At 48.5% G+C, this 25,630-nt stretch carries 24 protein-coding genes and 5 pseudogenes; 14 read left to right on the forward strand and 15 right to left on the reverse strand.

What is annotated here, in order from left to right; genetic code table 11:
- Window positions 1–58: 58 nt before the first annotated feature.
- Together AAIG39_RS24505 and AAIG39_RS24510 are read right to left on the reverse strand one after the other, a co-directional pair.
- Window positions 59–514, reverse strand: a complete 456-nt coding sequence (locus AAIG39_RS24505; RefSeq protein ID WP_343194932.1) for a hypothetical protein — start codon at window positions 512–514, stop codon at window positions 59–61.
- Window positions 504–794: a hypothetical protein gene (locus AAIG39_RS24510; RefSeq protein WP_343194933.1), complete on the reverse strand. Its 291-nt coding sequence runs from the start codon at window positions 792–794 to the stop codon at window positions 504–506. The genes AAIG39_RS24505 and AAIG39_RS24510 overlap by 11 nt, the downstream gene beginning before the upstream one ends.
- 300 nt (window positions 795–1,094) lie before the next feature.
- On the opposite strand from AAIG39_RS24510, the gene vapB reads away from it, so the two are divergent.
- Window positions 1,095–1,325: a type II toxin-antitoxin system VapB family antitoxin gene (vapB, locus tag AAIG39_RS24515; RefSeq protein WP_047373143.1), complete on the forward strand. Its 231-nt coding sequence runs from the start codon at window positions 1,095–1,097 to the stop codon at window positions 1,323–1,325.
- On the forward strand, window positions 1,322–1,738 hold the full coding sequence (locus tag AAIG39_RS24520; protein WP_047373142.1) for a type II toxin-antitoxin system VapC family toxin: 417 nt from the start codon (window positions 1,322–1,324) through the stop codon (window positions 1,736–1,738). Before vapB ends, AAIG39_RS24520 begins: the two co-directional genes overlap by 4 nt.
- A 186-nt stretch (window positions 1,739–1,924) precedes the next feature.
- Here AAIG39_RS24520 and AAIG39_RS24525 read toward each other — a convergent pair whose 3' ends face one another.
- Together AAIG39_RS24525 and AAIG39_RS24530 are read right to left on the reverse strand one after the other, a co-directional pair.
- A complete protein-coding gene (locus tag AAIG39_RS24525) occupies window positions 1,925–3,154 on the reverse strand; it encodes an EAL and HDOD domain-containing protein (RefSeq protein ID WP_343194934.1) in 1,230 nt (409 codons plus the stop codon).
- A 1,566-nt stretch (window positions 3,155–4,720) separates the two neighbouring features.
- Window positions 4,721–4,963: an HTH-like domain-containing protein gene (locus AAIG39_RS24530; RefSeq protein WP_343194935.1), complete on the reverse strand. Its 243-nt coding sequence runs from the start codon at window positions 4,961–4,963 to the stop codon at window positions 4,721–4,723.
- A gap of 1,379 nt (window positions 4,964–6,342) precedes the next feature.
- On the opposite strand from AAIG39_RS24530, the gene AAIG39_RS24535 reads away from it, so the two are divergent.
- On the forward strand, window positions 6,343–7,269 hold the full coding sequence (locus AAIG39_RS24535) for a GGDEF domain-containing protein (protein ID WP_343194936.1): 927 nt from the start codon (window positions 6,343–6,345) through the stop codon (window positions 7,267–7,269).
- Window positions 7,270–7,430: 161 nt separating this feature from the next.
- Here AAIG39_RS24535 and AAIG39_RS24540 read toward each other — a convergent pair whose 3' ends face one another.
- On the reverse strand, window positions 7,431–7,604 hold the full coding sequence (locus AAIG39_RS24540) for a con-10 family general stress protein (protein WP_343194937.1): 174 nt from the start codon (window positions 7,602–7,604) through the stop codon (window positions 7,431–7,433).
- 416 nt (window positions 7,605–8,020) lie between these two features.
- Between AAIG39_RS24540 and AAIG39_RS24545 the strand changes: the two genes are divergently transcribed.
- Entirely contained in the window at window positions 8,021–8,230 is a 210-nt protein-coding gene (locus tag AAIG39_RS24545) for a hypothetical protein (RefSeq protein WP_071193806.1), read from the forward strand.
- Between the two features lie 525 nt (window positions 8,231–8,755).
- On the opposite strand, the pseudogene AAIG39_RS24550 reads toward AAIG39_RS24545, so the two are convergent.
- From AAIG39_RS24550 to AAIG39_RS24565, 4 genes and pseudogenes are all read right to left on the reverse strand, one after another.
- Window positions 8,756–9,231 (reverse strand): annotated as a pseudogene (locus AAIG39_RS24550) (IS3 family transposase); the annotation flags it as partial.
- Window positions 9,232–9,388: 157 nt separating this feature from the next.
- Window positions 9,389–11,179 carry a reverse transcriptase domain-containing protein gene (locus AAIG39_RS24555; RefSeq protein WP_343194938.1) on the reverse strand — a complete coding sequence of 597 codons (1,791 nt, stop codon included), beginning with the start codon at window positions 11,177–11,179 and terminating at the stop codon, window positions 9,389–9,391.
- Window positions 11,180–11,711: 532 nt separating this feature from the next.
- Window positions 11,712–13,219, reverse strand: a pseudogene (gene ltrA, locus AAIG39_RS24560) (group II intron reverse transcriptase/maturase).
- A gap of 672 nt (window positions 13,220–13,891) precedes the next feature.
- Window positions 13,892–14,570 (reverse strand): annotated as a pseudogene (locus tag AAIG39_RS24565) (IS3 family transposase); the annotation flags it as partial.
- A 52-nt stretch (window positions 14,571–14,622) separates the two neighbouring features.
- Here AAIG39_RS24565 and AAIG39_RS24570 point away from each other — a divergent pair.
- Window positions 14,623–15,837 carry an IS110 family RNA-guided transposase gene (locus tag AAIG39_RS24570; protein ID WP_343194939.1) on the forward strand — a complete coding sequence of 405 codons (1,215 nt, stop codon included), beginning with the start codon at window positions 14,623–14,625 and terminating at the stop codon, window positions 15,835–15,837.
- A gap of 177 nt (window positions 15,838–16,014) precedes the next feature.
- On the opposite strand, the gene AAIG39_RS24575 is transcribed toward AAIG39_RS24570, so the two are convergent.
- From AAIG39_RS24575 to AAIG39_RS24600, 6 genes and pseudogenes are all read right to left on the reverse strand, one after another.
- Window positions 16,015–16,377: a DDE-type integrase/transposase/recombinase gene (locus AAIG39_RS24575; protein WP_343194952.1), complete on the reverse strand. Its 363-nt coding sequence runs from the start codon at window positions 16,375–16,377 to the stop codon at window positions 16,015–16,017.
- Window positions 16,374–17,165: pseudogene (gene tnpC / locus AAIG39_RS24580) on the reverse strand (IS66 family transposase); the annotation flags it as partial. The pseudogene tnpC and the gene AAIG39_RS24575, both read right to left, overlap by 4 nt.
- A gap of 91 nt (window positions 17,166–17,256) precedes the next feature.
- Window positions 17,257–17,937 (reverse strand): reverse transcriptase domain-containing protein, encoded by a 681-nt coding sequence (locus tag AAIG39_RS24585; protein ID WP_343194940.1) that lies wholly within the window; start codon window positions 17,935–17,937, stop codon window positions 17,257–17,259.
- Between the two features lie 43 nt (window positions 17,938–17,980).
- A pseudogene (gene istB / locus AAIG39_RS24590) lies at window positions 17,981–18,550 on the reverse strand (IS21-like element helper ATPase IstB); the annotation flags it as partial.
- 193 nt (window positions 18,551–18,743) lie between these two features.
- Window positions 18,744–18,959, reverse strand: coding sequence for a helix-turn-helix transcriptional regulator (locus tag AAIG39_RS24595; protein ID WP_343194941.1), 216 nt, complete (start codon window positions 18,957–18,959; stop codon window positions 18,744–18,746).
- A 92-nt stretch (window positions 18,960–19,051) separates the two neighbouring features.
- On the reverse strand, window positions 19,052–19,675 hold the full coding sequence (locus AAIG39_RS24600) for a hypothetical protein (protein WP_343194942.1): 624 nt from the start codon (window positions 19,673–19,675) through the stop codon (window positions 19,052–19,054).
- 721 nt (window positions 19,676–20,396) lie between these two features.
- Between AAIG39_RS24600 and AAIG39_RS24605 the strand changes: the two genes are divergently transcribed.
- From AAIG39_RS24605 to AAIG39_RS24645, 9 genes are all read left to right on the forward strand, one after another.
- Window positions 20,397–21,296: a hypothetical protein gene (locus tag AAIG39_RS24605; RefSeq protein ID WP_343194943.1), complete on the forward strand. Its 900-nt coding sequence runs from the start codon at window positions 20,397–20,399 to the stop codon at window positions 21,294–21,296.
- 727 nt (window positions 21,297–22,023) lie between these two features.
- Window positions 22,024–22,338, forward strand: a complete 315-nt coding sequence (locus AAIG39_RS24610) for a hypothetical protein (RefSeq protein WP_343194944.1) — start codon at window positions 22,024–22,026, stop codon at window positions 22,336–22,338.
- Window positions 22,339–22,474: 136 nt separating this feature from the next.
- Complete coding sequence (locus AAIG39_RS24615; protein WP_343194945.1) at window positions 22,475–23,293, forward strand: DUF932 domain-containing protein; 819 nt, start codon at window positions 22,475–22,477, stop codon at window positions 23,291–23,293.
- A 91-nt stretch (window positions 23,294–23,384) separates the two neighbouring features.
- Window positions 23,385–23,840, forward strand: coding sequence for an antirestriction protein (locus tag AAIG39_RS24620; protein WP_343194946.1), 456 nt, complete (start codon window positions 23,385–23,387; stop codon window positions 23,838–23,840).
- A 10-nt stretch (window positions 23,841–23,850) separates the two neighbouring features.
- Window positions 23,851–24,330 (forward strand): RadC family protein, encoded by a 480-nt coding sequence (gene radC, locus AAIG39_RS24625; RefSeq protein ID WP_343194947.1) that lies wholly within the window; start codon window positions 23,851–23,853, stop codon window positions 24,328–24,330.
- 43 nt (window positions 24,331–24,373) lie between these two features.
- Complete coding sequence (locus AAIG39_RS24630) at window positions 24,374–24,706, forward strand: type IV toxin-antitoxin system YeeU family antitoxin (protein ID WP_343194948.1); 333 nt, start codon at window positions 24,374–24,376, stop codon at window positions 24,704–24,706.
- Window positions 24,707–24,717: 11 nt separating this feature from the next.
- Window positions 24,718–24,912, forward strand: coding sequence for a hypothetical protein (locus AAIG39_RS24635; RefSeq protein ID WP_343194949.1), 195 nt, complete (start codon window positions 24,718–24,720; stop codon window positions 24,910–24,912).
- Between the two features lie 45 nt (window positions 24,913–24,957).
- A complete protein-coding gene (locus AAIG39_RS24640) occupies window positions 24,958–25,311 on the forward strand; it encodes a TA system toxin CbtA family protein (RefSeq protein ID WP_343194950.1) in 354 nt (117 codons plus the stop codon).
- The gene (locus AAIG39_RS24645) at window positions 25,308–25,505 is read left to right on the forward strand and encodes a DUF4942 domain-containing protein (protein ID WP_343194951.1); all 198 of its coding nucleotides are present in this window, start codon (window positions 25,308–25,310) and stop codon (window positions 25,503–25,505) included. The genes AAIG39_RS24640 and AAIG39_RS24645 overlap by 4 nt, the downstream gene beginning before the upstream one ends.
- The last annotated feature ends 125 nt before the right edge of the window (window positions 25,506–25,630 follow it).

The following is a 25,630-nucleotide window of genomic DNA, read 5'->3' on the forward strand; positions in this document are numbered from 1 at the left end:
TAAAACGGGCAACAGACTGAAGGGCATCGTTATCATGGCCATGAACAATAAAAACTTTTCAGGAGACCGGACGAAATACGGCAGGCTCGGGATCGTGTTCATTTTCAACATACTGCTGGTAATCACGGATGAACGTGACCAGTAATGATGAGGTAAATTTACGGACAGATTCAATAATTTGTCGATCATAGAAAAACATATGGCAAAAATTTAAGGAAAAATTGTCATCGGTAGCCATTTTATCTATCAGCAGAAGCTTCAGGCCTAAAATATCCCCCGGTTTTTCCGGCCACTGTAGTACAGCGGAACCAGCCATGCTGGATTCAGTTTTACTGCTCCTTGCAAGAAATGCGTCAAGGTCAACATGTTGTGTCAGGCGCGTATTGACGTCCCGTAATGCATCGGATTTTAGTAGTCGGGCAAGCTGCTTCAGTGGTTGTTGGTAGTTCTGAACGTCAGCGCGCTGCAGATCAAATACGCAATTTTTCAGTGACTGAAAGATATCAATCGCCATCCTGTCCGCTCTCCTGTCTTTGTTGTTCTGCACTGTCCAGAATCTGTTGACGCAGATTTTCTTTCATGTGTTCGATTAACGGACTGACCATAGGATTAGTGGCATAACCAGAAGAGCGTTCGTCCACCATGCTGCACGCTTCCTGAATCGCGTTCTCAATGCTGGCAGGATCGTTAGCGTCAAAATGGACATCATAACTACCGTTTAAGGCCTCTGATGCTCTCTCAACCTCTCTTAACTGCTTCTGCAATTCATCTATGCCTGTAATTTTGACGCCCATAGCAATCTCCTGCACAAGTGAAATAAACCAGCAAGTACAGGTAGCATGGTGGAGACATGGTGAAATAGATATGAGTCAAAATTCACAGAATTTCATCAATCTCCGGGTCTACCGCTTTTCGGATCTAGGGTGAAAAAGTGAGAAGTAAGGATATGTTAAACCTATTCATATGCCCTACATCTGCATATGCTATAACTATACATATACCATGCATCTACATATACTTGGCATATGATGAAGATTTCAGTATTTGAGTATGTTTTTCATTCGACCTGGCGACTCCAGGAACTGGAGGAAATTATGAGAACAGTTTCTATTTTTAAAAACGGCAATAACCGCGCCATCCGTCTGCCTCGTGACATGGATTTTGAGGGGGTGAGCGAGCTGGAGATCGTCCGGGAAGGGGACAGCATCATTCTGCGCCCCGTCCGGCCGACCTGGGGCTCATTCCTGGAGCTCGAAAAGGCAGACCCGGACTTTATGACGGAGCGCGAGGACGTTGTCAGCGACGAAGGACGAGTTAACCTGTGAACAAAATGTATATGCTCGACACGAATATCTGCTCGTTCATCATGCGCGAGCAGCCGGAAGCCGTGCTGATGCGACTGGAGCAGGCGGTACTGCGCGGCCACCGTATCGTGGTCTCGGCCATCACTTACGCCGAAATGCGCTCCGGCGCCACCGGCCCGAAGGCCTCCCCGCGCCACATTGCGCTGGTTGACGCGTTCTGCGCCCGCCTCGATGCCGTCCTGCCCTGGGATCGCGCCGCGGTGGATGCGACCACTGAGATTAAGATGGCGCTGCGCATGGCCGGCACGCCGATCGGCCCGAACGACACGGCCATTGCCGGACATGCAATTGCGGCTGGCGCCGTACTGGTGACGAATAATGTGAGGGAGTTTGAACGGGTGCCGGGCCTGGTGCTGGAAGAATGGGTAAATTAAAAAAACATTTTCTGAGGTTACGAAAGTCCGCTTCGTGCCCGGGGAGGGCATTATGCATACCAGGGAAGCAAAACCGGAATGCTTCCCCGTGTGGTGCGCTGCATCATGAAAACCTCCTGCCTTTTAACCGGAATGGCTGGTTAAGTGCTTAAGTGGGAACAACCTCTGCCTTCGCAAAGAGGGGCCTTAACCGAAAGAAATCTCGTCCGCCCATTTTGTCGCTTCCTGCATGGCCTCGATGACGGAGAACTCACTGATATTCAGCGTATGGCAGATTTCTGAAGCGCCTTCCCAGTTATACTGTTCATAACACAGAGAAAGAGCCAGTATGTTATAAAGATCTCCTTGATGTTCACAAAGCGCAGCTGAGACAGCATGCGGAACTGATATCTGTTTAATTAAATCTTCCATCGGTACTTCAAGAATAATATCCAACAAGGAGAACAGGCCACACACAAATGCATTACAGGGTAACAAAGCGCGTTCTGTCTGGCGGGCAATCAGTTCACAAAATTTCCCGCGGACCATACTTAAATGATAGCACTCAGAAACGCCAGCCACGCCCATATTTGCCAGTGCAGCTACCGTAACAAAACGCCTTATCGCATCACCCCCCAGATACATCAGCATTTCTTTCAGGGTAAAATTATCTGTTTTCATAATGCCATGCGATTTAAACAGTAAGTTTCTTACATAACGCATTATTTTATAAGACAACGTCAGATCCGTTTTTAGCAGGCTTTCAATAGCTGAAAAATCAGGGGCCTCCCTGTTTACCTCCATCATCAGCCTGCACAAAGAGAACGTATTCTGAGGAAGACATTTATTCTTCATAATCTCGGGCCGGCTAAAGAAATACCCCTGAAAAAAAGAGAAACCCGCGCTCCTGTACAGATCAAATTCTTCCTTCGTCTCCACTTTTTCTGCGAGAAATTCTGTGGCTTTTAACCAATCTTGTTTTACGTTTATATAATGAAGGATATCCTGATAGCTATTTCCTCTTATATCAAATTTAATGACACTGATATACCTGAGGAAGCGATCCCACGAGTCTTTCATCGTGAAATCATCGAGGGCAAGCTGATAGCCTTTGTTATGCAGGTCCTTCACCGCATCGAAGAGCCTTTCATCAGGTATGGCGTTTTCAAGAATTTCGATAACCACATTCTCGTGCGGCAAAGCGTCTCCCAGGCCACTGATGAGCATCTGGTGCGGAACATTGATATAAGCACTATGACTGCAGGCAATGCGGGGAACAGGAATGCACAGAAACTGATCTGATATCACCCGTGAAGTGGCATATTCTGGCGAAACATCAGGAAAAGCATTATTCATACCATCCCTGAAGAGAAGCTCATAAGCGATAGTGCGCATTTCCCGGTCAAAAATGGGCTGGCGTGCAATGTAGGAATACATGTTTATTGTCCACAGATCGGAATTAAGGTTTTAATCAGTTCAAGCTTAACACAGACTATTTCAGCAATAAATGTGATCCGGTGCAAAAATCATGCATAAAAGAACCAGGAATATACGACATCCATATTCCCGGAAAAAAGAATTGATCACTGAGTTGTTACATAACTACATCATGATTGTGTTCGCAAGGATGGCTGCTGTCCAGAGGGAGTAAATCTTTATCCTAAATATTTGACACATTTCAAAGAACCAGAAGTAATGAATACACCTTCACCCTCCGCTATCAGTTGACGCAACTGATTCGAATTATCGTAAATATATTTTAATAAGCTAACAAACCATGATCGGGCTACGTATTAATTATTCCCGACACATCATGAATAAGAATGCAACATTTTTCTGTGAATATTCACGCGTAAAGAGTACTCGTAAACTGCGAAAGTTCTGTATAGTGTGAATACACCTGTCTATTAATGAAATTTATTCGTGCTGTGACCGGAATCATTCAGATCCCGGAGAGGTAAAAACCTGTCCATCCCCGCCATGCTTCCGGCGATCGGATGGCCTGGCTGAACCGGGCCCTGCTGAACGGTTCAGGTTTAAGGTTACTTTGCGTACTGCAGTGATAACGCCCAGGGCAATACCTGTGAAAGCCTGCCGGCAAAACAGCAAAAACAGAATTTCAGATGGCAGTTACAGAGTTTCACTGTCGTGTAATCAGGGCCTTTCCCTCCATCCGGAATGGCGTACGGCAGCAGGCACAGTGCATCCTCTGACCGCCTGTTGCATAACAGATATTTCACCCCTTTTTCTGACTTGGCCGGATGAATACCTTCCCGTTATGTCAGAATACCCATGGTAATGCGTCTGATGAACAGCAAAGAAAGGCCATATAATCTTAATGAACTTGTCGGGGAAGCTGCCTTCGATGTTCTTTTAACGGCTCAGCCTGTCACGACCGCCTCGATAATTCTTGCATTGCGGGCGCGCATGCTTACAGAACAGAACAGTGAAAGATGTCTCGCCTATCAGGGTGCAATTGACACTCTTACTTCTTACGCAGAAGCAGCCAGTGTTCAGCGATCGCGGAGGAAGAAGGGCATTACCCGTTCACCTGCGGAACAGTTTCCCCCTGTACGGCCAGGTAAATACCGGCACTGACTTCGCTGATCCAGCGGGACAGACGTGAAAGCCCGCCCCCCAATCCTGATGGCATACTCCAGGGAGATATAAACACGTTACGGACAAATCTGAAGAAGACCACAGTGCAGGGCAGTAATGGCGGAAGAACACGCCAGCACTGATGGTTCATTGTGATGTGTCTGCCGGGCCGGCGGTACCGACGAAGATGTCATCAATCTGGCTTCAGACTGACTGTCGTGCCCGGCCATCCTTTTTCAGTTTTTCCGGTAAGGATGTCAGCGGCAGCAACAGGTCATCCCTTCCGTTACTGTTTCTGATCCTCATACTGGTAATCATCAGACGCGGGTTAATATGTAAAACTGCCGGGATGCAACTCAGGACCGGAAGACACAGAGAGTTACGGTTCGTGTTAAAAAATTTAATTCACAGGCGCGATGCATCAAGACCGGCCGCTTTTAGTCTTTCCGCGATTTTCATTATTCTTAGAACTTCACTTCTGAATGATTTATTAATGCCAATGCCTTCACAGATCACTTCACAGTTAAGATGTTTTAATGTGTCGGCATATTTTATTAATTGCAAATTCATTTCTGCCGTTTTAGCGCCGGAAGCAGCGTCGGCAATGGCTTTCTGTATTGCAGAATAGACCGGCAAGAGGGTATCCATTACGTCATCCTTCAGTTAAAGGGCTCAACAAAATCACATTGCTGAGCCGAAAAGTATAACAGTGTAATTACTGCTGCCGGCCAGGTTCATAGCGCTGCCGGGACATGACCGCAATGCAGAAGGAAGGCCTTCCTGAGGTCAACAGACCGGAAAAAAAAGCAACCATCCTGACTCCTATCAGTGGTTAAACAGCAGATGTACACCTTTTGTTGCACGAATAACCGGGGCAGACTGACGGACTGAGGATAGCAGAAAGGGTAAAGATAACAACACAAAGCCCGACTTCCGGCAGGATGCCAGGAGACGTGGGTCTCGTCGTGTAAGGGTTACAATAGTATGATGCTTTTCACCCGCTCAATAGCAGGACGGATACCATTGCGCCGGAGCCACTGTTGCCCTGACGGGTCATAACATAATTCAAACCGTATGCTAAACTCTGTCACCTTATCCTCAGCCAGGCAAGTTCATGTCTATTACGCGCAGCGGGATTGCTGGTTTTTCCTGAACTGCAAAATTAAATACCGGAGCGATAATTTTGTCAGCCCTTTCTGAACTGTTAATAAGTGAAGTGATCTGGGAAATGCTATCCGCTAATGAAGAAGTCTCACAAGCGTCTGTCCTCTCCCGCCTTTGTATCCGTATGCTTGCAGAATGGGATGAGAAAAGATGTTATGCCTATGTAACGGCGATACGTAAATTAAAATACGACCTCAATGTGAAACGGGTAAACCTTAATTAAATATATGCGCAACTGTTTACACTTTGTGTAAAAAATGAAGCATGACAGCTTGTCGGGAAGGTGCCGGACAGGAATATCATATATTAAGGATAACCTCTGTTCCGACAGCGCAGGTTCGGCATACTCTGTACCAGCATGATGTCATTCATAAGCTGGCGTAATTCTGAAAATACCTGGTTTCACGAAAATTTCAGAATATCAGTCTGTCTGGCATGCAGCCCTGGATCATGACACATATTCCAGGCACATTCCTATAGATAACATACCGGCTTCGTTTATTTTGTATTATGTAACGAAGATGCATTTGCATGCCCTCCTGCACAGCCCGGATTTCTGTGCAGGAGGGTTCATTTTATGGCTTCCCATTTCCGTATGTTCAGTACTCCCCGTGGAGGAAAAAATCTCTCACTCCCCATGGTCATAAAAAAATAAAAGACAACCCTTATCAGGATTACTTAAGCGTAACTGAACAAACTCCCTGAAAATTATCAGATGAGCAGATGAATCCGATGATGATCATGGACAAAGCCGTTTCTTCGGTATTGTTTATATTCGGGTCTGGACTGACAATACTTCAATAAACTCCGAGATAATAAAAATGTTACCCGTAAATGATGCAAAACGTCTTCATTCACTTTATATGCTGGATCTGCCTGATAACCGGGAAGAGAAACGGTTTGATCGTCTGACCCGTGTTGCAAGGCGTTGCTTATCTGCACCTGTCGGGCTTATAAGCCTGATTGAAAAAGACAGGCCGGCGCTGATGTTCTGTTCTGGCCTCAACGAAAAAGATGCATCACAAGTCGTTTCTTTCTGCAACTGTGTCGTTCATTCGGAGGAAATGCTCGTTGTTGAAGATGCCAGTGCCGATGAACGCTTTAATGCTAACCTACTGGTGACAGGTGTTCCTTTTATTCGCTTTTACGCGGGATGCCCGCTGCGTCTCCCCGGTGGCGACATCGCCGGAACGTTGTGTGTGGTTGACACCAGACCCCGGATACCTGACGGGGAAGAATTAACCCTGCTTAAGGATATTGCTGCTCTGGTTGAGGAGGAGTTTTATATTATCAGTCTTGCCCTGACGGATGCGCTGACCGGCGTTCTTAACCGACGGGGATTTTATAAGAAATGTGAGCCCTGGATAACCCTCAGAAAAAAGCGTAATCAGACTTTCTGCATAATTCTTTTTGACCTGGATAACCTTAAACCGGTTAATGACAAATACGGACACGTGGCAGGCGACCAGTTACTGCAACAGTTTGCCGGGATACTCAGGCGGAGTGCCGGACAGGGGGATATCCTTGCCCGTCTGGGCGGTGATGAATTTGTGGTACTCACCGACTGTTCAGATATGCGGGAAATCATCCTGTTTACAGAAAAAATGAGTAATTTAACGAGTGTATATAACCAGAATAACGGAAGCAGTTTACCGTTAAGTTATTCATGGGGTGTCAGCATAAATACACCCGGTGATACAGTTCCGTTATCAGATATGCTGATTCAGAGCGATCGCAATATGTACGATAATAAAAGAGCAAAAAAATCAGTGAGCTTACCGGAAACTTAACGAATACTCCGGCATGACCCGGCCCGGTGATATTCTCTTAATACTTTTCACCGTATCCGTAAAAAAAAGAATGTTTTACCGGATACCTTTCTGCCCCTGCTTACCGTGCTGATTACAGCTGCTGTACAGGGGCAGCCATGAGCAGGTACTGTTAACATTGCTCAGGCGTTACGGCCCCCATGGCTGTTTTGCCCTCCCCTTTTACCGGCTTCTGAGGCACGCTCAGGATCATGTTTGAAATTCCCGCCACTCATTTTCCCGCCTTTCCGGCCGGCTTCTGAAGCGCGTTGCTTATCTTCGGCAAAATTACCAGAACCACCACGGCGTTGAGTCATAATCTGTTCCTCGTACAGGGATGAAGGATAATTCAGGTTGTCTCAGACAGAATTAAGCGTAGCAGCCATCCGTGTCGCTTCAACCCTGAAAACACACCCGAACCATACCAGGATAATTCTTATAATATACCTCGTAACATTCAGTCATTCGTATTATTTCATGAACCTGGTTTCAGTGTTCTCAGCCTGACTTAGTGAATGAGCCAGTAATTTAAAAGCTCATCCTGAATTCGGGGGTCTGTGTTTTATTTATGTGAGTACCTCAACAGTGGTCCACAATAAAACGTTCAGGCGATTGATAAATTAAAAATAATACTTATGGTTTAGCTGAAATTTATTCGGCAGCAAGATTTTGGGATTTCCCCCAATAACTCGCTATAGTTGAATAATGTTCCCTAAAGCCGCAGGACGTCTGTATGGACGACGGTTTTTACTGGATTAGTTTCCAGGGCATTGTGCAGATAGCTTTTTTATCAAACGAACCTGTTGAAGATATTGACCGGGGAGTCGCCGCGACTGGCGTCTGGTTTCTGACCGGTGAAAAGGGGGAAGTCTGTGGGATGGAAGACGTAAAAGTCCTGTCCGGAAAGCTGGCGGGGCCTGATGAAACTTTTTCTGCCGTCTGATGGCATTCGTTCCGTTACGTTGCTACTTTTAATCTGTACAGTACTTATGCTTACTTTTTTTTATGTCAGGCCGGATATACTGCGAGAAAATGGCTCGCTGTAAGGTGTTTGCTGTATGCCTCACAGGCTTTTCAACTTGTACCTGCCTGCCGGATGCTCCCTGTCGCCAGATAACATGACTTTTTCCCGGAGAACCTGCCCTGCCGGGCAGGCTTTTTTTGCATTATTCATTCCGCACGTGGTTTAAGGCAACCTGAATAACAGAGAACGTAGCGCAATGTGTGACGCACATCAATAGCGTGGAAACAACCCGATATATCGGACACCCCTCCTGACGGCAGCAGAAAATCATTCTTTCGGTTTATTCTGAAAATAAATCCCTTGTTTTAAGTTTATTTATATTATTACTACACACCGTTTCGCTTGTAAAACGTCAGGCAGAGGTAAAATATGCATTTTGAGGTCATAAGCGAGCATACCGAGAATGTGTTAAATCTTATGATGGATTGAATCGCCACGGATAATCTAGACACTTCCGAGCCGTTGATAATACTGTTTTTCACATTCCGCCGGTGACATCTGATCGCTAGAACCATGCCGACGCTTACTGTTATAAAACATTTCGATGTAATCAAAAATATCGCTGCGGGCTTCTTCCCGCGTCCCGTAGATCTTTTCCTTTATCCGTTCACGCTTCAGTAGCTGGAAAAAACTTTCTGCAACTGCATTGTCGTGACAGTTACCGCGACGGCTCATACTGCCCTCCAGGCCGTGTGATTTCAGGAACGACTGCCACTCATGGCTTGTGCACTGACTGCCCCGATCCGAATGAACCAGCACCTGTTTTTGGGGATTACGCCGCCATACCGCCATCAGCAGTGCGTTCAGGACAATGTCCTTTGTCATCCGGGATTGCATTGACCAGCCGATAACTTTGCGCGGGAACAGGTCGACACTACGGCCAGATACAGCCAGCCTTCGTGGGTTCGGAATAGAGTAAGAGGCAGCGCGTAGTCGGACTATTTCCCTGCCTCTCCTCCCCGAACCGGACGTGCAGTAGAGTAGAGCGCCAGCGAGTTACTGTTTGCAAAGCACTTTTCCGGACGCCCCCTCCCCAAACCGGGCATGAGTCTTTCGATCTCACCCGGCTTTCCAGTGTCATATTTCCCGAGGTCTGGCAGGTCTGGTTCTGTGAATATTTTGATGGCATTCTCGACACACAACTAAGGTTTTACGATGTCGTGAAGCCATTATCCTCAGCCATCCTGGTTTCTCTTTCCTGCCTCGTTGACTCAGATCGCTCAGTTTGCGGATATGATGAACTTCGAAAGGGCCATCATTTGTCCCACAGCACTCACAGGTCTGAGCCAGTAGCCTGGATATCAGTTCGCTGCGAACCCCGTTAAATACCTGCTTCGGGTTATCGGAGAGCACTGTATCTTTCTGCCATGCCAGAGACAAACCGCCAAATGTAGCGACCAGCGGTCTTTTTCCTTGTCCTCTGTGCCGGACTATCTGTAATGCCTTGATAGTCTTATCACCAACCGTAACCTCGGTTCTCAGGTTTCTGACGATGCGGCTTACCGTTGTTCTGTGTTTGTTCGCCAGCGTTCCCAATAAGGATTTTCGCATGACTCGATGAACATTCCACAAACGATGGGCATTAAATCCCATCAGGTAATACTGGACAAATCCCCTGTACTCAGCCTGATATTGTGCAACGATGCTGTAGTCATCATTGTACAAGCGTTCGGGCCGATGGGAATGTTTCCCATTCCGCATATATTTCTGGCATTGCTGCCTGATTACCTCTACCGGAATTTTCAGACGTACTGCACCATTGATACAGCGCTGTCCCCGGTGGTCCTGCTTGGTCATAGCGTCAAGTGTGACTACTTCATAACCAAGGAAACGTGCAGCTTCAGTGCGGGCATGTGTAATCAATGTCTTTTCCGTAGACATCTCCAGTTTCAACGTATCATGCAAAAACTGACGAATTGCCCACTTTATTTCTTCAGCCTCATGCCTGGGGCCGCTGAAACCCAAAAGAAAATCATCCGCATACCTGACATACCACAGCCTCCTGAAATCCGGATCTTCAGGGTCACGAGACGGCATATGTTGTGCCTGTAGGCGCAACTTTTTGGCCCGTTGATACTCACCCTTGTCCCCGGCATGCCTTGAGGCATTAAGTAGCGCCTTATATGGCGGATAATTTCTGCGACGTTCACACTGATTATATTTCGGAAGCAAAACATCCTCTACAAAGCGATCCAGTTTATCCAGACAGATATTACTGAGTAACGGGCTGCACACTCCCCCCTGAGGGGTTCCGCTGAGGGTTTTGTTATATCGCCAGTCTTCAAAATATCCAGCGCGGAGCATACTGGACACGAGGCGTATCAATCGGTTGTCATGAATGGATTCGCGAAGGATTGATAGCAGTACATTGTGGTCAATGTTATCAAAACATCCTTTGATGTCCCCTTCAATAAACCATTTTACACCCCGCCACTTATGCGTAATCTCCCGTAACGCGGAATGGCAGCCACGACCGGGACGAAAGCCAAAAGACAGTGCACTGAATCGCGGTTCATAGTAAGCTTCCAGCAAAAGACGCAGAGCTTCCTGAACCAGCTTATCTGACCATGCTGGTAAACCAAGAGGACGTTCCCCTTTCTTTTTAGGAATATACGTCCTTCTTTCCGGAGTCCAGCGCCAGGCTTCCCGACGCATTACGTCGATTATCCTGTCGATTTTCTCCAGCGACATGGCGTCCACTGTTTCATTGTTACTTCCCGGGGTCATAGCTCCTGAATTACGGTAGAGTTTTCCATAAGCACGCAGGTAGAGGTCCGGCCGATAAAGCTGCCGGTAGACTCCCTCCAGAGGCAGTTGCCTCCTGCCACGATCGGAATAGACGGCCAGTATATTTTCGGCTGTTGCCATTTCGGTTACCTTAATATCAAGTCGTCAGACACCTGTGATCCTTCGCCATGTAATGGGCTTTCCCCATCGCTGACTACTACGATCACTCCGTCACCATAGGCCTCGCGGCCCACAGGCGATCCCGTGTTCGTATGAATTGAACGTACTAGCACAACGTAGGTTCCCATTTCGGCACCTTGAACGATCTCGCTGACCGTCGTTTGGCAGAGGAAGATTTCGGCTGGCGAAAGTTGTACCAGCCTGTCCTGCCAACACAGCCCTTACATACCGTGGCTGTGGATGTGCGCGTTCCATCACTGGTGTCTTGGGTTCAGGCAATGCAGCTTTAACCTTATTGCGCGGGTCTTGCGCGACAACCGGTCTGGTATGTTCGCCGGTTCCACGCTTCTCAGCCATGCTCATGTCCCTTAAGGTTTTCACCATCCGGTGAGGCTGATGACCCAGAAGTATTTCTTCCAACTCCTCCTGCTTGCAGCAGGTATTCAATTCACCGCTTTCACGGCGCACCCTTTCAGTGCATCCGGCTCTCCATTTAAACGCTGCCGAACGACATTGCCACTTCAGTGTAGCTCGGTGTATAGGTGTTTCTGGCTTCAGTCCTCAGGTAAGGGTTACCTTCGGGCAGGCGCCAGCGGAACAGCTTCTTGCCTTGCCCGACCAGTCGGTACAGGATTTCACCGCTGAGCTTCCCTTGGTTGGTTTTACCAAATAAAACCCACGTTTTACTCTGCCCCGGTTTCGGTGGTTTACACCACCACCTCATCAGGTATGCGATACCCTTACGGTATTTTCGGGTCAGCCAGTGAGCCAGCTTCCAGGACACCATACGGTCGATATAACTGAACATTTTGGCCTTAAAATCAACGAACTGATAGAACGCAGCCCAGCCTTTCAGTTTCCGGTTGAGTATCTCAACCATATCGATTTTGCTTTCACTGTAATTGCCTGAGAACAGTGCCGTTAGTGACGCGGCGAAGTTTCTGGCTTTCTCCTTCGGGATCGTCGAGACCACCCGCATATCACCGTAACGACTGCGCTTACGGATGATCCTGTGACCCAGAAAATAAAACCGTCGTTCACATGAGTGATTCTGGTCTTGTCCATGTTCAGTCTGAGTTTCAGACTGTCTTCGAGCATACTTCGGCATTCTTCTCTGAGGGTTTCCGCCTGCGCTTTGGTGCCTTTGACGATAAGCACGAAGTCATCGGCATACCGACAGTACGCCACCGCGGGTTTCCATTGCCAGTTTTCTCTGACCGCAGTACTTCGACCCCGCTGGATACTGTGATTCCAGTACCAGCGATCCTTTCGGGCTTTTCCACTCAGGTAGCGTTTATGCAGATGCTGATCGAACTCATTCAACATGATGTTTGACAGCAACGGCGAGATCACACCGCCCTGTGGCACGCCTTCACTGGCGGCCAGAAAGAGACCGGCATCAATATGCCCGGCCTTGGTGGTTTTCCACAGCAGGTTCATAAAGCGGGCGTCACTGATCCTGCGGCGGACGGTTTTCATCAGCAGTCGATGATGCACTGTGTCGAAGTAACTGGACAGGTCGCCTTCAATCACCCAGCGTCCCCGTGTTTCCCCACAGTCGGTGAGCTGTAATTTCACCGTGCGGATCGCGTGGTGGACACTGCGTTCAGGCCGGAAGCCATAAGAAAGCGTATGAAAATCACTCACCCATATCGGCTCCATCGCCATCAGCATTGCTCGCTGAACAATACGATCACGCAGAGCGGGGATACCCAGTGGGCGCAGTTTGCCGTTGCTTTTGGGGATATAAACCCGTCTGGCTGGCAAGGGCTGGTAGTGACCGGAGAGAAGTTCATCCCTGAGAATTTTCAACTCAGCAGCCATTCTGGCCTGTAGTTTTGCTTTGTTCACACCATCAACGCCGGGAGTATGCGCCCCCTTTGATGAAAGCGTGATCTGCGCGGCTTCAGCCAGCCATTCTGGTTGTGTTATCAGACGCAGCAGCCGTTCAATCCGTCGGGACGGATCGGTGGCTGCCCATGTGGCAAGCTTGCGTTGCATTTCACTGATTATCAAAGGTCTTCACCTCATTAGGTCAGTTAGTTCGCTCAGCAAACGCATTTAAACTGCTTCCCTTCGCCATGTAATGGGCTTTCCCCATCGCGGACTACTACGGAAGCTCCGCCAGCCAGCGCGTCATCGGAGCCATGCCCCCTTAACATCCGTCGCTGACCTTCCCCGATTCATCTGTCTGGACTCAGACATACTGAGGAGGCTGCCCGTCGCACTCTTTGTCCTTGCTTGCTGCAAATTGGCAGAAGCCAGCAACGCGAGCGTGATGAACGTTGCTATCCCGGTGGTTCGCATACCTGTAGAACTACCTTTGACCAGCGGTGCCTGCATATCATGGCTGGTTCCTTGTGCACGGCCTGTCAGATCACGTAGGCCGTGGTGACATTTTCAACCCACAGAGGCGGATTAACGGGTTCATGTTCTTCAGCCTTTCAGTACTCAACCTTGAGGATCACCTCGGCTTAGTGATCTCGCCTCGATCCCCGTTGTCAGCGGGTTACATCACCCTGCGGGCATGCCGCAGGTCACTTCTGCTCAGGTTCTCCACCGTCACACCCGGTGGGATTGGCGGGTTTCCCGTCATGAGTTATCGGTTCAATATTCCAGACAGACTCGTGGCTCATTTGAGCGTCCATGCTTGCCCTGAACTCCGGGCACACTGTAAGTTATGTCCGTTACCCAACGTTCATCTGGTGCTTCCGGATTGAACTGCCGCTGGAGTCTGTCGGGTGTCACGAGGCTGGCCTCGACTCTACGTGCCCGCGGGCTCCGGTATCCGACCTGAGCCTTTATCCCGGCACGTTTCATCAGTCGCCAGACTCTGTTGACTCCGCACTGTTGCCCGCTGTCCCGCAGATCCAGCTGGATCTTGCGATAACCATAGACGCATCCCGATTCCAGCCAGAACTGTTTAATCTGTCCTGTCAGTCTCAGGTCTACCTGATGGCGTTGTGAATGCGGTTGTTGAAGCCAGGTGTAAAACCCACTCGGATGAACATTCAGCACCCGACAGCGCAGGCGAACAGGCCAACAACAGGAATTGTCACGGATAAAGGCGTACCTCAGTCGGACAGCTTTGCGAAGTACGCCGCGGCTTTTTTAATATATCCCGTTCGTCGGTAACCCGCTTCAGCTCTTTCTGGAGACGGCGGATCCCGGCCTGAGCATCTGACGGTTCTTTACCAGTGGAAGAATCCGGACCGTACTCCTTTATCCAGGCGTAAAGGCTGTGGGTGGTGATACCGAGACGTGTTGCAACGCTGGAAACAGAATAACCACGATCAACAACCTGTTTGACTGCTTCAATTTTAAACTCTTCGGGATAACGCTTACTGCTCATGGGCACCTCTCTTTAAGCCATCTTAAATGACTCTGAGGTGTCTGTTAAACCCGTGGCGATTCAGATTGCCCTGGATATCTCTAAAAAACATCATGATGCAAAAATTCGGTACCCGGATGGACGAACGTCTTATCTGCGTATTGAAAACACACTGGAAGGGTTCAACCGACTGCTTGCTCTCACCGCTTCACCCCATGACAGTATTATCGCCGCCTTTGAACCTACCGCTGATTATCATCGCAACATCGCATGGTGGTTACATCAGCAGGGAGTAAAGTGCCATCTTGTTTCATCTGTCAGATGTGCGCGGGCCCGCGAGATGCTGTTTAAGACCTGGGATAAAAATGATCGTAAAGATGCCAGTGTCATCATGTATTTGCTGGAACAGGGTTTATCTTCGCCATTTTATGATCCTCTGGCGAATGGTGTTATCAATATACAGGAAATATCAAACACCTACCATCAGGTTACGCTGGCACGAACCCGCTGTCTGAACAGTCTGGTGAATCACTATCTGACTCTTTATTTTCCCGAAGCTGAACAATTTCTGCATATGTCACGGGCAGAGTGGTTCTGCCAGTTCTTACTTCAGTTTCCCACACCGTCCTGTATCACGTTAATGGACCGGCATTTGTTTGTAAAACAGTCATGGGATGTTGTTGGCCGGAAGCAGAATAAACAGCAGTTTCTTGAACATCTCTATGACGTTGCTGCAAATTCCATTGCATTACCGTTGCCAGATGATTCTCTGGCAGTGACCACGTTCAGATTACAACTTCACCGGTATGTGGAACTTTCGGCCCAACGATTAAAACTTGAGAAACAGGCAGAAAATTATTTACAGGAACGAAGTGACTACCGGCGTTTACGTACGATCCCGGGCATTGGCGCTGTCATTGCCCTGATGATAATTGCTGAAAGTGGTGATTTAACACGTTTTGCGCATTACCGACAGTACCTCAACTTCTGCGGTTTTAACCTTTCCGCCAGCCAGAGCGGGCAAAAACACAGTGGTTACCGATTGTCAAAACGTGGAAACGCACGGTTAAGATATGCCTTCTGGCTTGCCGCCACCGTAGCCGTAAGAACGAGAGAAAACAGCTTCCGGTACAAATATGAACGCTATATCCGGGACAATGGAGATAAACCCGATCAGAAAAGAAAAGCCATGACGGCTGTGGCAACAAAAGTCGCCAGAGTGGCACATGCAATTGTAAAACAGGATATTGATTATAAAGGGTATTACGAAATAAGCCATGGGACGTGATTCAACGGGCCGTAAGGTGCATCGCGACCATTAGATAATGCTCAACGTCCATGGCTTCCCAAAATGCTGTGTTAAGTCCTGTCGGGCCATCCGGACCCTTGTATATCATGGTAAGCATGTTTATAAGCCAAAAGGAAATGAGCAATATCGGATATAAAATAAACCATCGCCTTCTTATCAGATGGCAGGAGCCCTTTGCGTAAAAACAGTTGACTCAGACGGTAGTACGTTATCGGTTTTCAGCAATTGTGGTAAGGGACGTCTGAGCGCAATGGTGTTCAGCATCTCTGCGACCTCCGTAGAGCGCAGATTCTGGCCCACGCAGATCCCCAGACATTCGCGCGTGTAGAGATCAATGACCGTCAGCAGACGTAACCGACGCCCGTCAAACAGCGCATCAGAGACAAAATCCATGCCCCAGACATGATTCGGATACAGCCCCTGAGGCTGGGGCTGTCGCCGCTGTGCCGATTTGTTCCGGCGTGGGCGTTTGAGACGCGTAAGCGTGCAGCGAGAACCGTATTGACGGGGATGTGTTATTCAGTTGGCAGTGCTACGCGCCAGGGGAGCAGTTCGCTGACCCGGTTTATCGGCCAGTCAGCAATGACGTCAAGGACATAGCGGAGGTAGCTTTCTGGCTCCACTCCGTTCAGTTTGCACGTCCCGATCAGGCTGTACAGCAGCGCTCCCCGCTCACCTCCATGATCCGAACCGAAGAACAGATAGTTTTTGCGGCCCAGGCTGACCATCCGCAGCGCATTCTCTGCTATGTTGTTATCTGCTTCGGCCCAGCCGTTGTCAGTATAGTAAGCCAGCGCTGGCCACTGGTTCAGTACGTACGTGAACGCTTTCGCCAGTTCTGAGTGTCGCGACAGCGTTTTCATCTTTTCACGCAGCCAGCTTTCCAGGGATTTCAGTTGCGGTTTAGCTTTTTGCTGACGTTCTGCAAGGCGTTGCTTTGCCGGCATCCCCCTTATTTCCGCCTCTATGGCATACAACCCACCGATCCGTTTCAGGGTTTCTTCCGTCAGGGCTGACGGGGTGCGAACGTGCACATCATGGATCTTGCGGCGGGCGTGAGCCCAGCAGGCGGCTTCCGTTATCTGTCCATTGCGGTACAGCTCGTTGAACCCGGCGTACGCATCCGCCTGCAGAACACCACTGAAGCCGGCGAGATGGCTCTGCGGATGGATGCCTTTTCTGTCCGGGCTGTAAGCGAACCACACCGCCGGCGCGACTGCTGACCCGGCGTTGCGATCACCACGAACGTACGTCCACAACCGCCCGGTCTTCGTCTTTTTGTTACCCGCCAGCAGCACTTGGACGGGGGGTCGAGTAGACTAGAGGGAACCTCCCCCTCTGGCCGCTCACAGAACCGTACGTGAAGCTCTCACCTCATACGGCTCCTGTTATTCAACCTTATCTGATCATGAACTTCCAGTGCGCAAACAGCGACTTATTCCGCTGTCTGATACGCTCCAGTACTTCACTGGCGCGACTTTGATGCCACCGGTATTGCTTATAGCGGCACCGGACCCACTTTACCAACCGCCAGTCCAGTATTCGCCATAACCTGTTCATTTCACTTGGATAAAACTTCCCATAATAATTGATCCATCCACGTAATTGCGGGTTAATTCTGCCCGCGATTTCTTCTGCCGACAGGCTTGTCAGCCGCTGAATATTCCATGCCCGGAATGTCCGGACAATGGCTTTCTGGGCCTTATTGCTTATCGCCGGTAGAAATCCGGTGAACAGACCGCCTGCAATCTTCCTTGCTGCACGGCGGCGGAAGGTAAAACCCAGAAAATCGAAGGAATAGTGACCATCGTTTTTACGTCTGGTCAACGGATGGCAATTCACTATTCGGGTTTTCTCCGGATGCAGTTCCAGCCCGCATGCCTTCATTCGTTCTCTGAGTTGACTGAGAAGCAGACCTGCTTCTCTTCGGCTTCGACAATGAATAATGCTGTCGTCAGCATACCTTTCCCATGAATTATTAGGGTAGTGTTTCTCCAGCCATTTATCCTGGGTGTAATGCAGAAAAAGATTTGCCAGCAGAGGACTGATGACGCCGCCCTGCGGGGTTGTCAACGCCAAGATTTATGACCGTTTTTCGCCATTTTTAATGTCCGCTATTTGATCACTTCTGTTGTCCGCTTTCCGCCATTTCATCATCACTGATTGGCGTTACGTTTTTGGCCAACACTCCGGCTTTGCGTTTTTCCTTCAACCGATAGCTTTCTCCTTTTATATTCGCTGTGGTTGAGTGGTGCAGCAACCGATCCAGGATCGCCGTTGCCAGTACGTTATCGCCGAACATCTCTCCCCAGTCTGCGAAGCCTTTGTTTGATGTCAGGATTATGCTCGCCTTTTCATACCGGCGATTCAGCAGGCGGAAGAACAGGCTGGCTTCCTCTCTGTTCATCGGCAGATAGCCTATTTCATCCAGGATCAACACCCGCGCATAGCTCAGCTGTTGTAGCTGACGCTCCAGCCGGTTTTCCAGTTTCGCTTTCATCAACGTCGCTACCAGCCTGTCGAGTGGCATGAACAACACCCGGTGACCCGCATCCGCCGCTTTCACGCCGAGGGCTACGGCCAGGTGGGTTTTCCCCACGCCGGGAGGCCCCAGCAGGATAACGTTCTCGCACCGCTCAACGAACGCCAGACCGGCAAGCTCCCTGATGACCTTACGATCGATACCCGGCTGGCCGCGCACTTATTAAGTTCCTGCTGGTAATGTTGCCGCAGATGCCTTAAAGACAATTCAGCATGTGAGGCCTGGCGGGTATGCATAGCAGATTCCTTATCGGGCTGCATTCTGGGCAGGCAGATGGCCCGGAGGTTGTAGATGCAGTGGGTTAATACTGAAGCAGAGGAGGATGCAGGGAGCCTGAATATTGTTATTCATTGCATCGTGAATCACTGATCCGTTGTTGCATCCATTTTTCCACCTCGCTTTTAAGCCAGCGGGAGGCTCTGCCCATTTTTATTGGCTTTGGAAAATCACCTTCACTTATCAGTCTGTAAAACCATTTATCGGTCAGACCGGTAAAGGCAGTAATGAATTTCATGTCGACCATCTGGTCATTAAGCAGGGGCGTATTTTCAGATATCATGATGCGTTATCTCCGGGAATATTAAGGGAGAGCCATACGCAGAAAGTTATTATGCTCACTGGTATTGCTCATCAGATATCTGCCTGCCGTAATTAATCACTTTCAGACCGCTTTCTTGGTCTCCCGCTCCGGCTCCTTGCGGGTATTGTGCTGAACCGGCTGTGAATACCATCAGGTTTCTGTTCTGTTTTTGCCATATAACTAAGAATATATTTCATGGCATTCACACCTGTTTCATTATCATAACCAGTCATCTCCTCACTCCTGACTTTATAATAGGGTTGTGGAGTACACCGGTGAGCGTAGCCTTCATTATCAGTGATGCTTTTCCACTGTTCCTCTATCTCCAGGAATACTGGCCAAGCTTTATTACGCAACTGCGCGTTAATAAATATTGCACAGTGAGTATGGTAGCGATGGTCCACTCCATATTCTGCCACCCAGGCATAACCAGCAATCCCGCGGATATCGAGTAATCTGTTCTCCAGTTGCACCATATCAGCACACAGGCCATGAATATCCTGGTGAGTGAATTCCGGTGAATGCTTTCGATACGCAAAATCAGTTCTCAGTAGAATAAGCTTTGAGTATATGATGAAGAGTTCATCAACATGATGGTGTAATTGCGATTCCAGCTCAGGATAAGTCGGGTAATTAGGGTTGGTGATACATTGCTCTCTCATGGTGTCTTCGTCGTTATGTCGTTTCATGAGCATATGAGGAGTCCGTAAGTTTTAACCTGGTTAATTCCAGGGATGTTTTCAATAGGGTGATCTGTGTGGATTAATGGGTGTATTTAGAATAACAGTAATAACCTAAATAATGACCCCAGCACCTGAAATATAGCCTATTGCTTCCACCATAAAAACGGACTTGTACCAGACAAGCTGTTAAAAAAACCATCCCACACGACACCATTTTATTTTTTGTCCGTTGACGATATTTTTCATGAAGTCATGAAAACAGAATCCATACATGTATTTAAATATTTTTAAAATATATATTATTTAATTGAATCATAGCACACCTTTTATCAATCGATGTTATCTTCCCGTATTTCTACTTGCTCTTATGCTTAGTGACCGATTTTATAAACCCGATGAAACAGGCATTATGTCTGAGAGTCCATTAAGGAAGACACAACAGAATAAATCCGGCTCATAGTAACCAGTATCATCATTGAATTTAAGTCATATTTTTCTAAGTTTACTCACTGAGTAACATGCAGAGGTTTCCAGGTCTCGATTGACAGGAAGAAATCTGTAGTTGATAAGCAAGGAAAATGACTATACTGATGTTCAGAATGGCTCTGTTCCTCATCTTTTCTTAGAAGACTGGACTATGTGATTGTGATAAACTCTACATGAAAAATGCTAAAAATAGCGTAAAAAACATCATAAACCACACATAAAATTACGTTGTAATTTAGGTGATAACATGAACGATAAATTATACAGCATTGCTATAACGGACTGGCATAAATTGCTTTATTTTTTTGGATATCTAAAATTCATGGAAGTCCGCATCTCTGGATTCCCTAAATACTCAGATGACTTAAATGAGTGGTCAGAAAAAATAATTGGAGCGATCAGCCGTCATTGTGATAAAGATGATACCCGCATAAATGCTTTCATTGAAAAAATGCTTGATCATTTCAACGATGAAATATCAATTATAGATGATATAAAATTTATCCAGGATGATGAGATAACAGGAATGTTTGCATGGTTATACATCCAACAATGTAAAATTCGTGAAAGAGCAATCATGGGAGGAATGGAAGAAATACCATTATATAAAGATCTGCATTTATCATCGCAATCCCTGAACCATCATGATCGACATGATAATATTTGTGACTATTTTTATAGCGGGTATTTATCAAAAAAAAGTAAAGACTCTATTATCGATTCCATATGGGGCACTTGCTATAAAGTCAGAAATGAAATAAAACCATTACATTGGCTGAATGAAAAAAATGATGAACAATGCAAATGGGCATGCGATTATATCCTGCAAAAATATGAACCAAAGTTTATTGATGTTGACAGACCAGACAATACACATGAATGTTATTTGCTAACTCTCGGATTGTTCTTTCTGATGGTCGCGACAGAGCACAAGTCAGAATGGAAGTTATTCCTTACTGACATTAACCGCGCATGGAGTCAGAAAAAACACCGAGCCAGTAAAAAAGAGCAATCACCTTTAAACACATACCTCGACAAGAAAACGAAAGATAAAATGAAGGTTTTATGTATCAAAGAAGGCGTAAGCATTCAAACCATGCTTTCGCATTTAATAACAAGCGAATATGATAAAATAAAGGGAAGGTAAATTAATTTTATTTATATACTATCAAGTTGAATGCAAAAGAAAAATAATGTAGCCCAGCACATTATTTTTCTTTAAAGCACAGTAAAAAAAACAACATGGCATTAAATTATTAAAATTCTCACCCAGTATAACAAACTATCATTACCACTGCTTATCCTTCCCTCACCAATAGATTACCACACAATGGCTCAGGGTTCTTGTTACCACAATTATCATTGTTATCGTATCAATATCCTTAATTCATTAACAATATCAAAAATAAGAAACTGTAAAATATGCAATACCAAAAAATCGTTCTGAGATCCCTGCCAGGGTATTACTCGTTGCCTTAGTATTACATCTACCCGCTAACAGTCAGGCCAGCAACTATACCGATTATATTACCTGCCGGTTTATTCGTGCGCGAAAAAATACGCAACTGAATTATCAAACTTGCACTTACCAAAGTATACAAAGCCAGCAACAGGTTGAGCTTACGCTTCCCTGCGCCTGCGCCTGCTGGCTGATGGCTGATGGCTGATGGCTGATGGCTGATGGCTGATGGCTGATGGCTGATGGCTGATGGCATGTCAGAATCGCACGGACGGCCAGTTTTACGAACATATCTACCGAGCAATACCTTAGTATTTTTGCTCCGGTTTCTGCCTGTTGTACCGTTATTTAATACCCCAGCCTTTCCGGAAAACCGGAAGGGCTTTTTTTATTCACTCAACGTAAGGAGCTAAAAATGAAGTGTCCCCACTGCGGTTCATCCAGCACGCAGAAAAGAAACCTTGGCCGAAAAATGGGAGGAAGTGTTGGTGCCATTGCCGGTGGCATGGTCGGTATAACCGGTGGTGCTGAGAGTGCTGCGCTCGGTGCCGCTGCCGGCTCGCTTATTCCGGGTGTTGGTACTCTGGCCGGAGGTGTTATTGGTTTTTTAGTCGGTATGGGAAGCGGTGCCGCCCTCGGTGCTGTCGCTGGTGAAAGCCTGGATAAGGAGCTATTCGATGGATATATCTGCCACGCCTGCTCGCTGACCTTTAATCATGAAGAAAGCTGAGATAAAAAATCAGGATTAATTCCCGTATCCCGGAAAGCAAAAACACCACGAACCTTTCCTGCGTCACCACACCGACAGGCCATGTTCCCGCAAGGGACATGGCCTTTTCATTTATATCATTTTATCCGGAGTTTCAATGAAATTAGCCAGCCGTTTTGGTGCGGTGAACCTTGTTCGCCGTGACCGCCCGTTAACCCGTGATGAACTCGCGCACTATGTGCCGAGTGTGTTCAGTGAAGAAAAACATACATCCCGCAGTGAACGTTATACCTGCATTCCCACCATCACCCTGCTCGACAACCTGCAGCGGGAAGGCTTTCAGCCGTTCTTCGCCTGCCAGACCCGTGTGCGCGACCAGAGCAAACGCGAACACACAAAACACATGCTGCGCCTGCGCCGTGAAGGCCAGATTACCGGGAAACAGGTGCCGGAAATCATTCTGCTCAACAGCCATGATGGCTCCAGCAGCTATCAGATGCTGCCGGGACTGTTCCGCGCGGTGTGCCAGAACGGGCTGATTTGTGGTGAGTCCTTTGGCGAGGTCCGCGTGCCCCATAAGGGGGATGTCGTCGGGAAAGTCATTGAAGGGGCTTATGAAGTGCTGGGGGTGTTTGACCGGGTGGAGGAAAAACGGGATGCGATGCAGTCACTGCTGTTGCCGCCGCCCGCACAGCAGGCCCTGGCGAAAGCCGCCATCACGTACCGGTTCGGGGAAGAACATCAGCCGGTCACCGAAGCGCAAATCCTGTCGCCACGCCGCTGGCAGGATGAAAGCCATGACCTGTGGACCACGTATCAGCGCATACAGGAAAATCTGATGAAAGGCGGACTGTACGGGAAAAATACACAGGGCAGACGCATGCACACCCGGGCCGTGAAAGGTATCGACAGCGATGTGAAGCTCAACCGTGCCCTGTGGGTGATGGCGGAAAACATGCTGTCACTGTATTCATAGTCACCGCGCTTGCTCCATTGCCCCTCATCCCTGTCATCCCGCCCTGTATCTGTCTGACCTGCTGATTTTTAAAATATTACGGAGAAACACCATGAACCAGACCGGACATCCCCTTCCGGCGGATACCGCCTGCCGTGAATTGTGTGCACTTTATGTCTCTGTCGTCCCTGTACATGAACGCCAGGATTTCTGGCGACTGCGCTTCGGGGTTGTCCCGCCGTGGTTATCGCCGGAGCTGACTATCCTGAGCTGGTTCAGCCGCCTGTGCCGGGAATACAGCGGCGGCTACTGGCATTTTTACACCCTGAGCAACGGCGGTGTGTTTATGGCGCCGGACAGCCAGGAGACGTATGACCTGTACTGTAAGTCAAACGGAACCCGCGCCACGCTGGGCGCCGAGGCGGCAGGCATTGCCGCCTGCCTGATGACATACAGCCACCTTTCCTTTGTCACCGCCCGGGGTGACATGGCGGAGCATTACTACCACCTTCGCGACTATGCACTTCGCCACCGGGAATCCCGGGGTATCCTGACCCTCACCGACTGAGAAACCCGCCATGTCTGAATTATTACTGACAGCCCCGCCGGGGATGCCCCCGGCGTCCCTGCGCATCGTAAAACTAGCCTTACGCTTACTCGACCGGCATCTCAGAACACCCGGTCAGTCGCTGACCTCCAGCCATGCCGTCCGGGATATGCTGCGTCTGCAGATGGCCGGGCTTGAGCGCGAGGTCTTTATGGTGTTTTACCTCGACAACCAGCACCGCCTGCTGGAAAGCGAAACGGTCTTTTTCGGCACGATTAACCAGACGGAGGTTCACGCCCGTGAAATCGTCAAAGGGGCATTGCGTCACAATGCCGCTGCCGTCATCCTGGCCCATAACCATCCTTCCGGCTGTACCGACCCGAGCCACGCCGACAGAACCATCACGCAACGACTGATACAGGCCCTCGGGCTGGTTGATGTCCGCCTACTGGACCACCTCATCGCAGGTCGCAGCGACATTCTGTCCTTTGCAGAGCACGGACTGCTGTGAAGGTCCTGACCATAAACGTTATCCATTTCCGGAGTAATAACTCATGACCACACTCACATCCCCGCCATGGGGGCTACGCCACAACATCACGCCCTGCTTTGGTGCCCGCCTGGTCCAGGAGGGAAACCGCCTGCATTACCTAGGGGACAGGGCCGGGCTCTACGGCACGTTCTCCTCCATGCAGTTACGGGCGCTGGACCGCAGCTTTCCGGCATTTATCCGACAGATGGAAGCCGCACTGCGTTCCGGCGAACTGGACCCGCATAAGGCACACACCCTCAGACGGGAAAAGGACGGTCTGATTTGCGAGGCCGACACGCGGGGAAGCTGTAGTTATGTTTACGTTTCTGTTTATCCGGCTCCACAGCCAGCATAAGGGAGGCAGACATGTCTGTTCCCATTGAACACTTGTATGGCTTATGGCGGGAACTGGAGAACATCGCCGTCACTGAGGAAGAAGGCACTCTGGTTATCCGTGACGCATTTATTCATTTCCCTGCCAGTACGCCGGTATTGGATATCTGGGCCTGGTTCGAAGACAGCAATAACGCGTTCGTGGTTGCCCGGATGCTGTACGGCTGACCCGGCACGCTGGCCCTTCTGATATTAATTCCATGAGGATTACGTATGAAACACATCACTGCACCGGCCACAGTGCCGGTGTCCCCGAGCCTGTCGCCCGTACAGGTATGGCAGACCTTACTGACTTATCTGCTGAATAAACATTACGGATTCACCCTGGATGACACACCGTTCTGTGATGACCGGGTCATCCGTAAACATATCGATGCCGGTATCACACTGGTGGATGCCGTGAATTTCCTGGCTGAACGCCATGACCTAGTGCGCACAGACAGACGGGGATTTGTCTGGCTGGAACAGTCCCCGTTCTTAACCACGCTGGACGTTTTACGGGCAAGACTCGCAACCGGATTAAAAACGGTTTACACAAAACCCGATATAAAGGAGGAGAGAATATGAAGCTCATGACCAACCGTCTGAGCGTTCATATCAGCCAGCATCAACAATTAGCCGACTGTGAAGATGAGCTGTTCAGGATAAAATATTTCCAGAAAGTCAGCGGCCACGTTATCTTTAAAAGGCCAGATCTGGTTGATAAAATGAAGGAGATTCTCGCGAGGTATTATCCCTCAGCTTTACCATCTCGTTCCTGAATACGAGCCCCTTTTACTATCATTCAGGAATGAGGGTATAAATGAGGGTACAAAAATAGCCACATTAAAAATGTTATTTAAATATCAATACATTGTTTATAAAAATCGATTCCGAGTCCGGCACC

This window comes from Phytobacter palmae (genome assembly GCF_039409775.1).
Classification (GTDB): Bacteria; Pseudomonadota; Gammaproteobacteria; order Enterobacterales; family Enterobacteriaceae; genus Phytobacter; species Phytobacter palmae.

What these genes read in the sequence shown, in the direction of transcription:
- AAIG39_RS24645 (WP_343194951.1), top strand. Translation starts at nt 25,308, where the DNA reads ATGAAGCTCATGACCAACCGTCTGAGCGTTCATATCAGCCAGCATCAA.
- AAIG39_RS24615 (WP_343194945.1), top strand. Translation starts at nt 22,475, where the DNA reads ATGAAATTAGCCAGCCGTTTTGGTGCGGTGAACCTTGTTCGCCGTGAC.
- AAIG39_RS24630 (WP_343194948.1), top strand. Translation starts at nt 24,374, where the DNA reads ATGACCACACTCACATCCCCGCCATGGGGGCTACGCCACAACATCACG.
- AAIG39_RS24595 (WP_343194941.1), bottom strand. Translation starts at nt 18,959, where the DNA reads ATGATATCTGAAAATACGCCCCTGCTTAATGACCAGATGGTCGACATG.
- AAIG39_RS24535 (WP_343194936.1), top strand. Translation starts at nt 6,343, where the DNA reads ATGCTGGATCTGCCTGATAACCGGGAAGAGAAACGGTTTGATCGTCTG.
- AAIG39_RS24640 (WP_343194950.1), top strand. Translation starts at nt 24,958, where the DNA reads ATGAAACACATCACTGCACCGGCCACAGTGCCGGTGTCCCCGAGCCTG.
- AAIG39_RS24540 (WP_343194937.1), bottom strand. Translation starts at nt 7,604, where the DNA reads ATGACTCAACGCCGTGGTGGTTCTGGTAATTTTGCCGAAGATAAGCAA.
- AAIG39_RS24545 (WP_071193806.1), top strand. Translation starts at nt 8,021, where the DNA reads ATGGACGACGGTTTTTACTGGATTAGTTTCCAGGGCATTGTGCAGATA.
- radC (WP_343194947.1), top strand. Translation starts at nt 23,851, where the DNA reads ATGTCTGAATTATTACTGACAGCCCCGCCGGGGATGCCCCCGGCGTCC.
- AAIG39_RS24530 (WP_343194935.1), bottom strand. Translation starts at nt 4,963, where the DNA reads ATGGATACCCTCTTGCCGGTCTATTCTGCAATACAGAAAGCCATTGCC.
- AAIG39_RS24525 (WP_343194934.1), bottom strand. Translation starts at nt 3,154, where the DNA reads ATGTATTCCTACATTGCACGCCAGCCCATTTTTGACCGGGAAATGCGC.
- AAIG39_RS24555 (WP_343194938.1), bottom strand. Translation starts at nt 11,179, where the DNA reads ATGGCAACAGCCGAAAATATACTGGCCGTCTATTCCGATCGTGGCAGG.
- AAIG39_RS24600 (WP_343194942.1), bottom strand. Translation starts at nt 19,675, where the DNA reads ATGCTCATGAAACGACATAACGACGAAGACACCATGAGAGAGCAATGT.
- AAIG39_RS24610 (WP_343194944.1), top strand. Translation starts at nt 22,024, where the DNA reads ATGAAGTGTCCCCACTGCGGTTCATCCAGCACGCAGAAAAGAAACCTT.
- AAIG39_RS24620 (WP_343194946.1), top strand. Translation starts at nt 23,385, where the DNA reads ATGAACCAGACCGGACATCCCCTTCCGGCGGATACCGCCTGCCGTGAA.
- AAIG39_RS24635 (WP_343194949.1), top strand. Translation starts at nt 24,718, where the DNA reads ATGTCTGTTCCCATTGAACACTTGTATGGCTTATGGCGGGAACTGGAG.
- AAIG39_RS24505 (WP_343194932.1), bottom strand. Translation starts at nt 514, where the DNA reads ATGGCGATTGATATCTTTCAGTCACTGAAAAATTGCGTATTTGATCTG.
- AAIG39_RS24605 (WP_343194943.1), top strand. Translation starts at nt 20,397, where the DNA reads ATGAACGATAAATTATACAGCATTGCTATAACGGACTGGCATAAATTG.
- AAIG39_RS24510 (WP_343194933.1), bottom strand. Translation starts at nt 794, where the DNA reads ATGGGCGTCAAAATTACAGGCATAGATGAATTGCAGAAGCAGTTAAGA.
- vapB (WP_047373143.1), top strand. Translation starts at nt 1,095, where the DNA reads ATGAGAACAGTTTCTATTTTTAAAAACGGCAATAACCGCGCCATCCGT.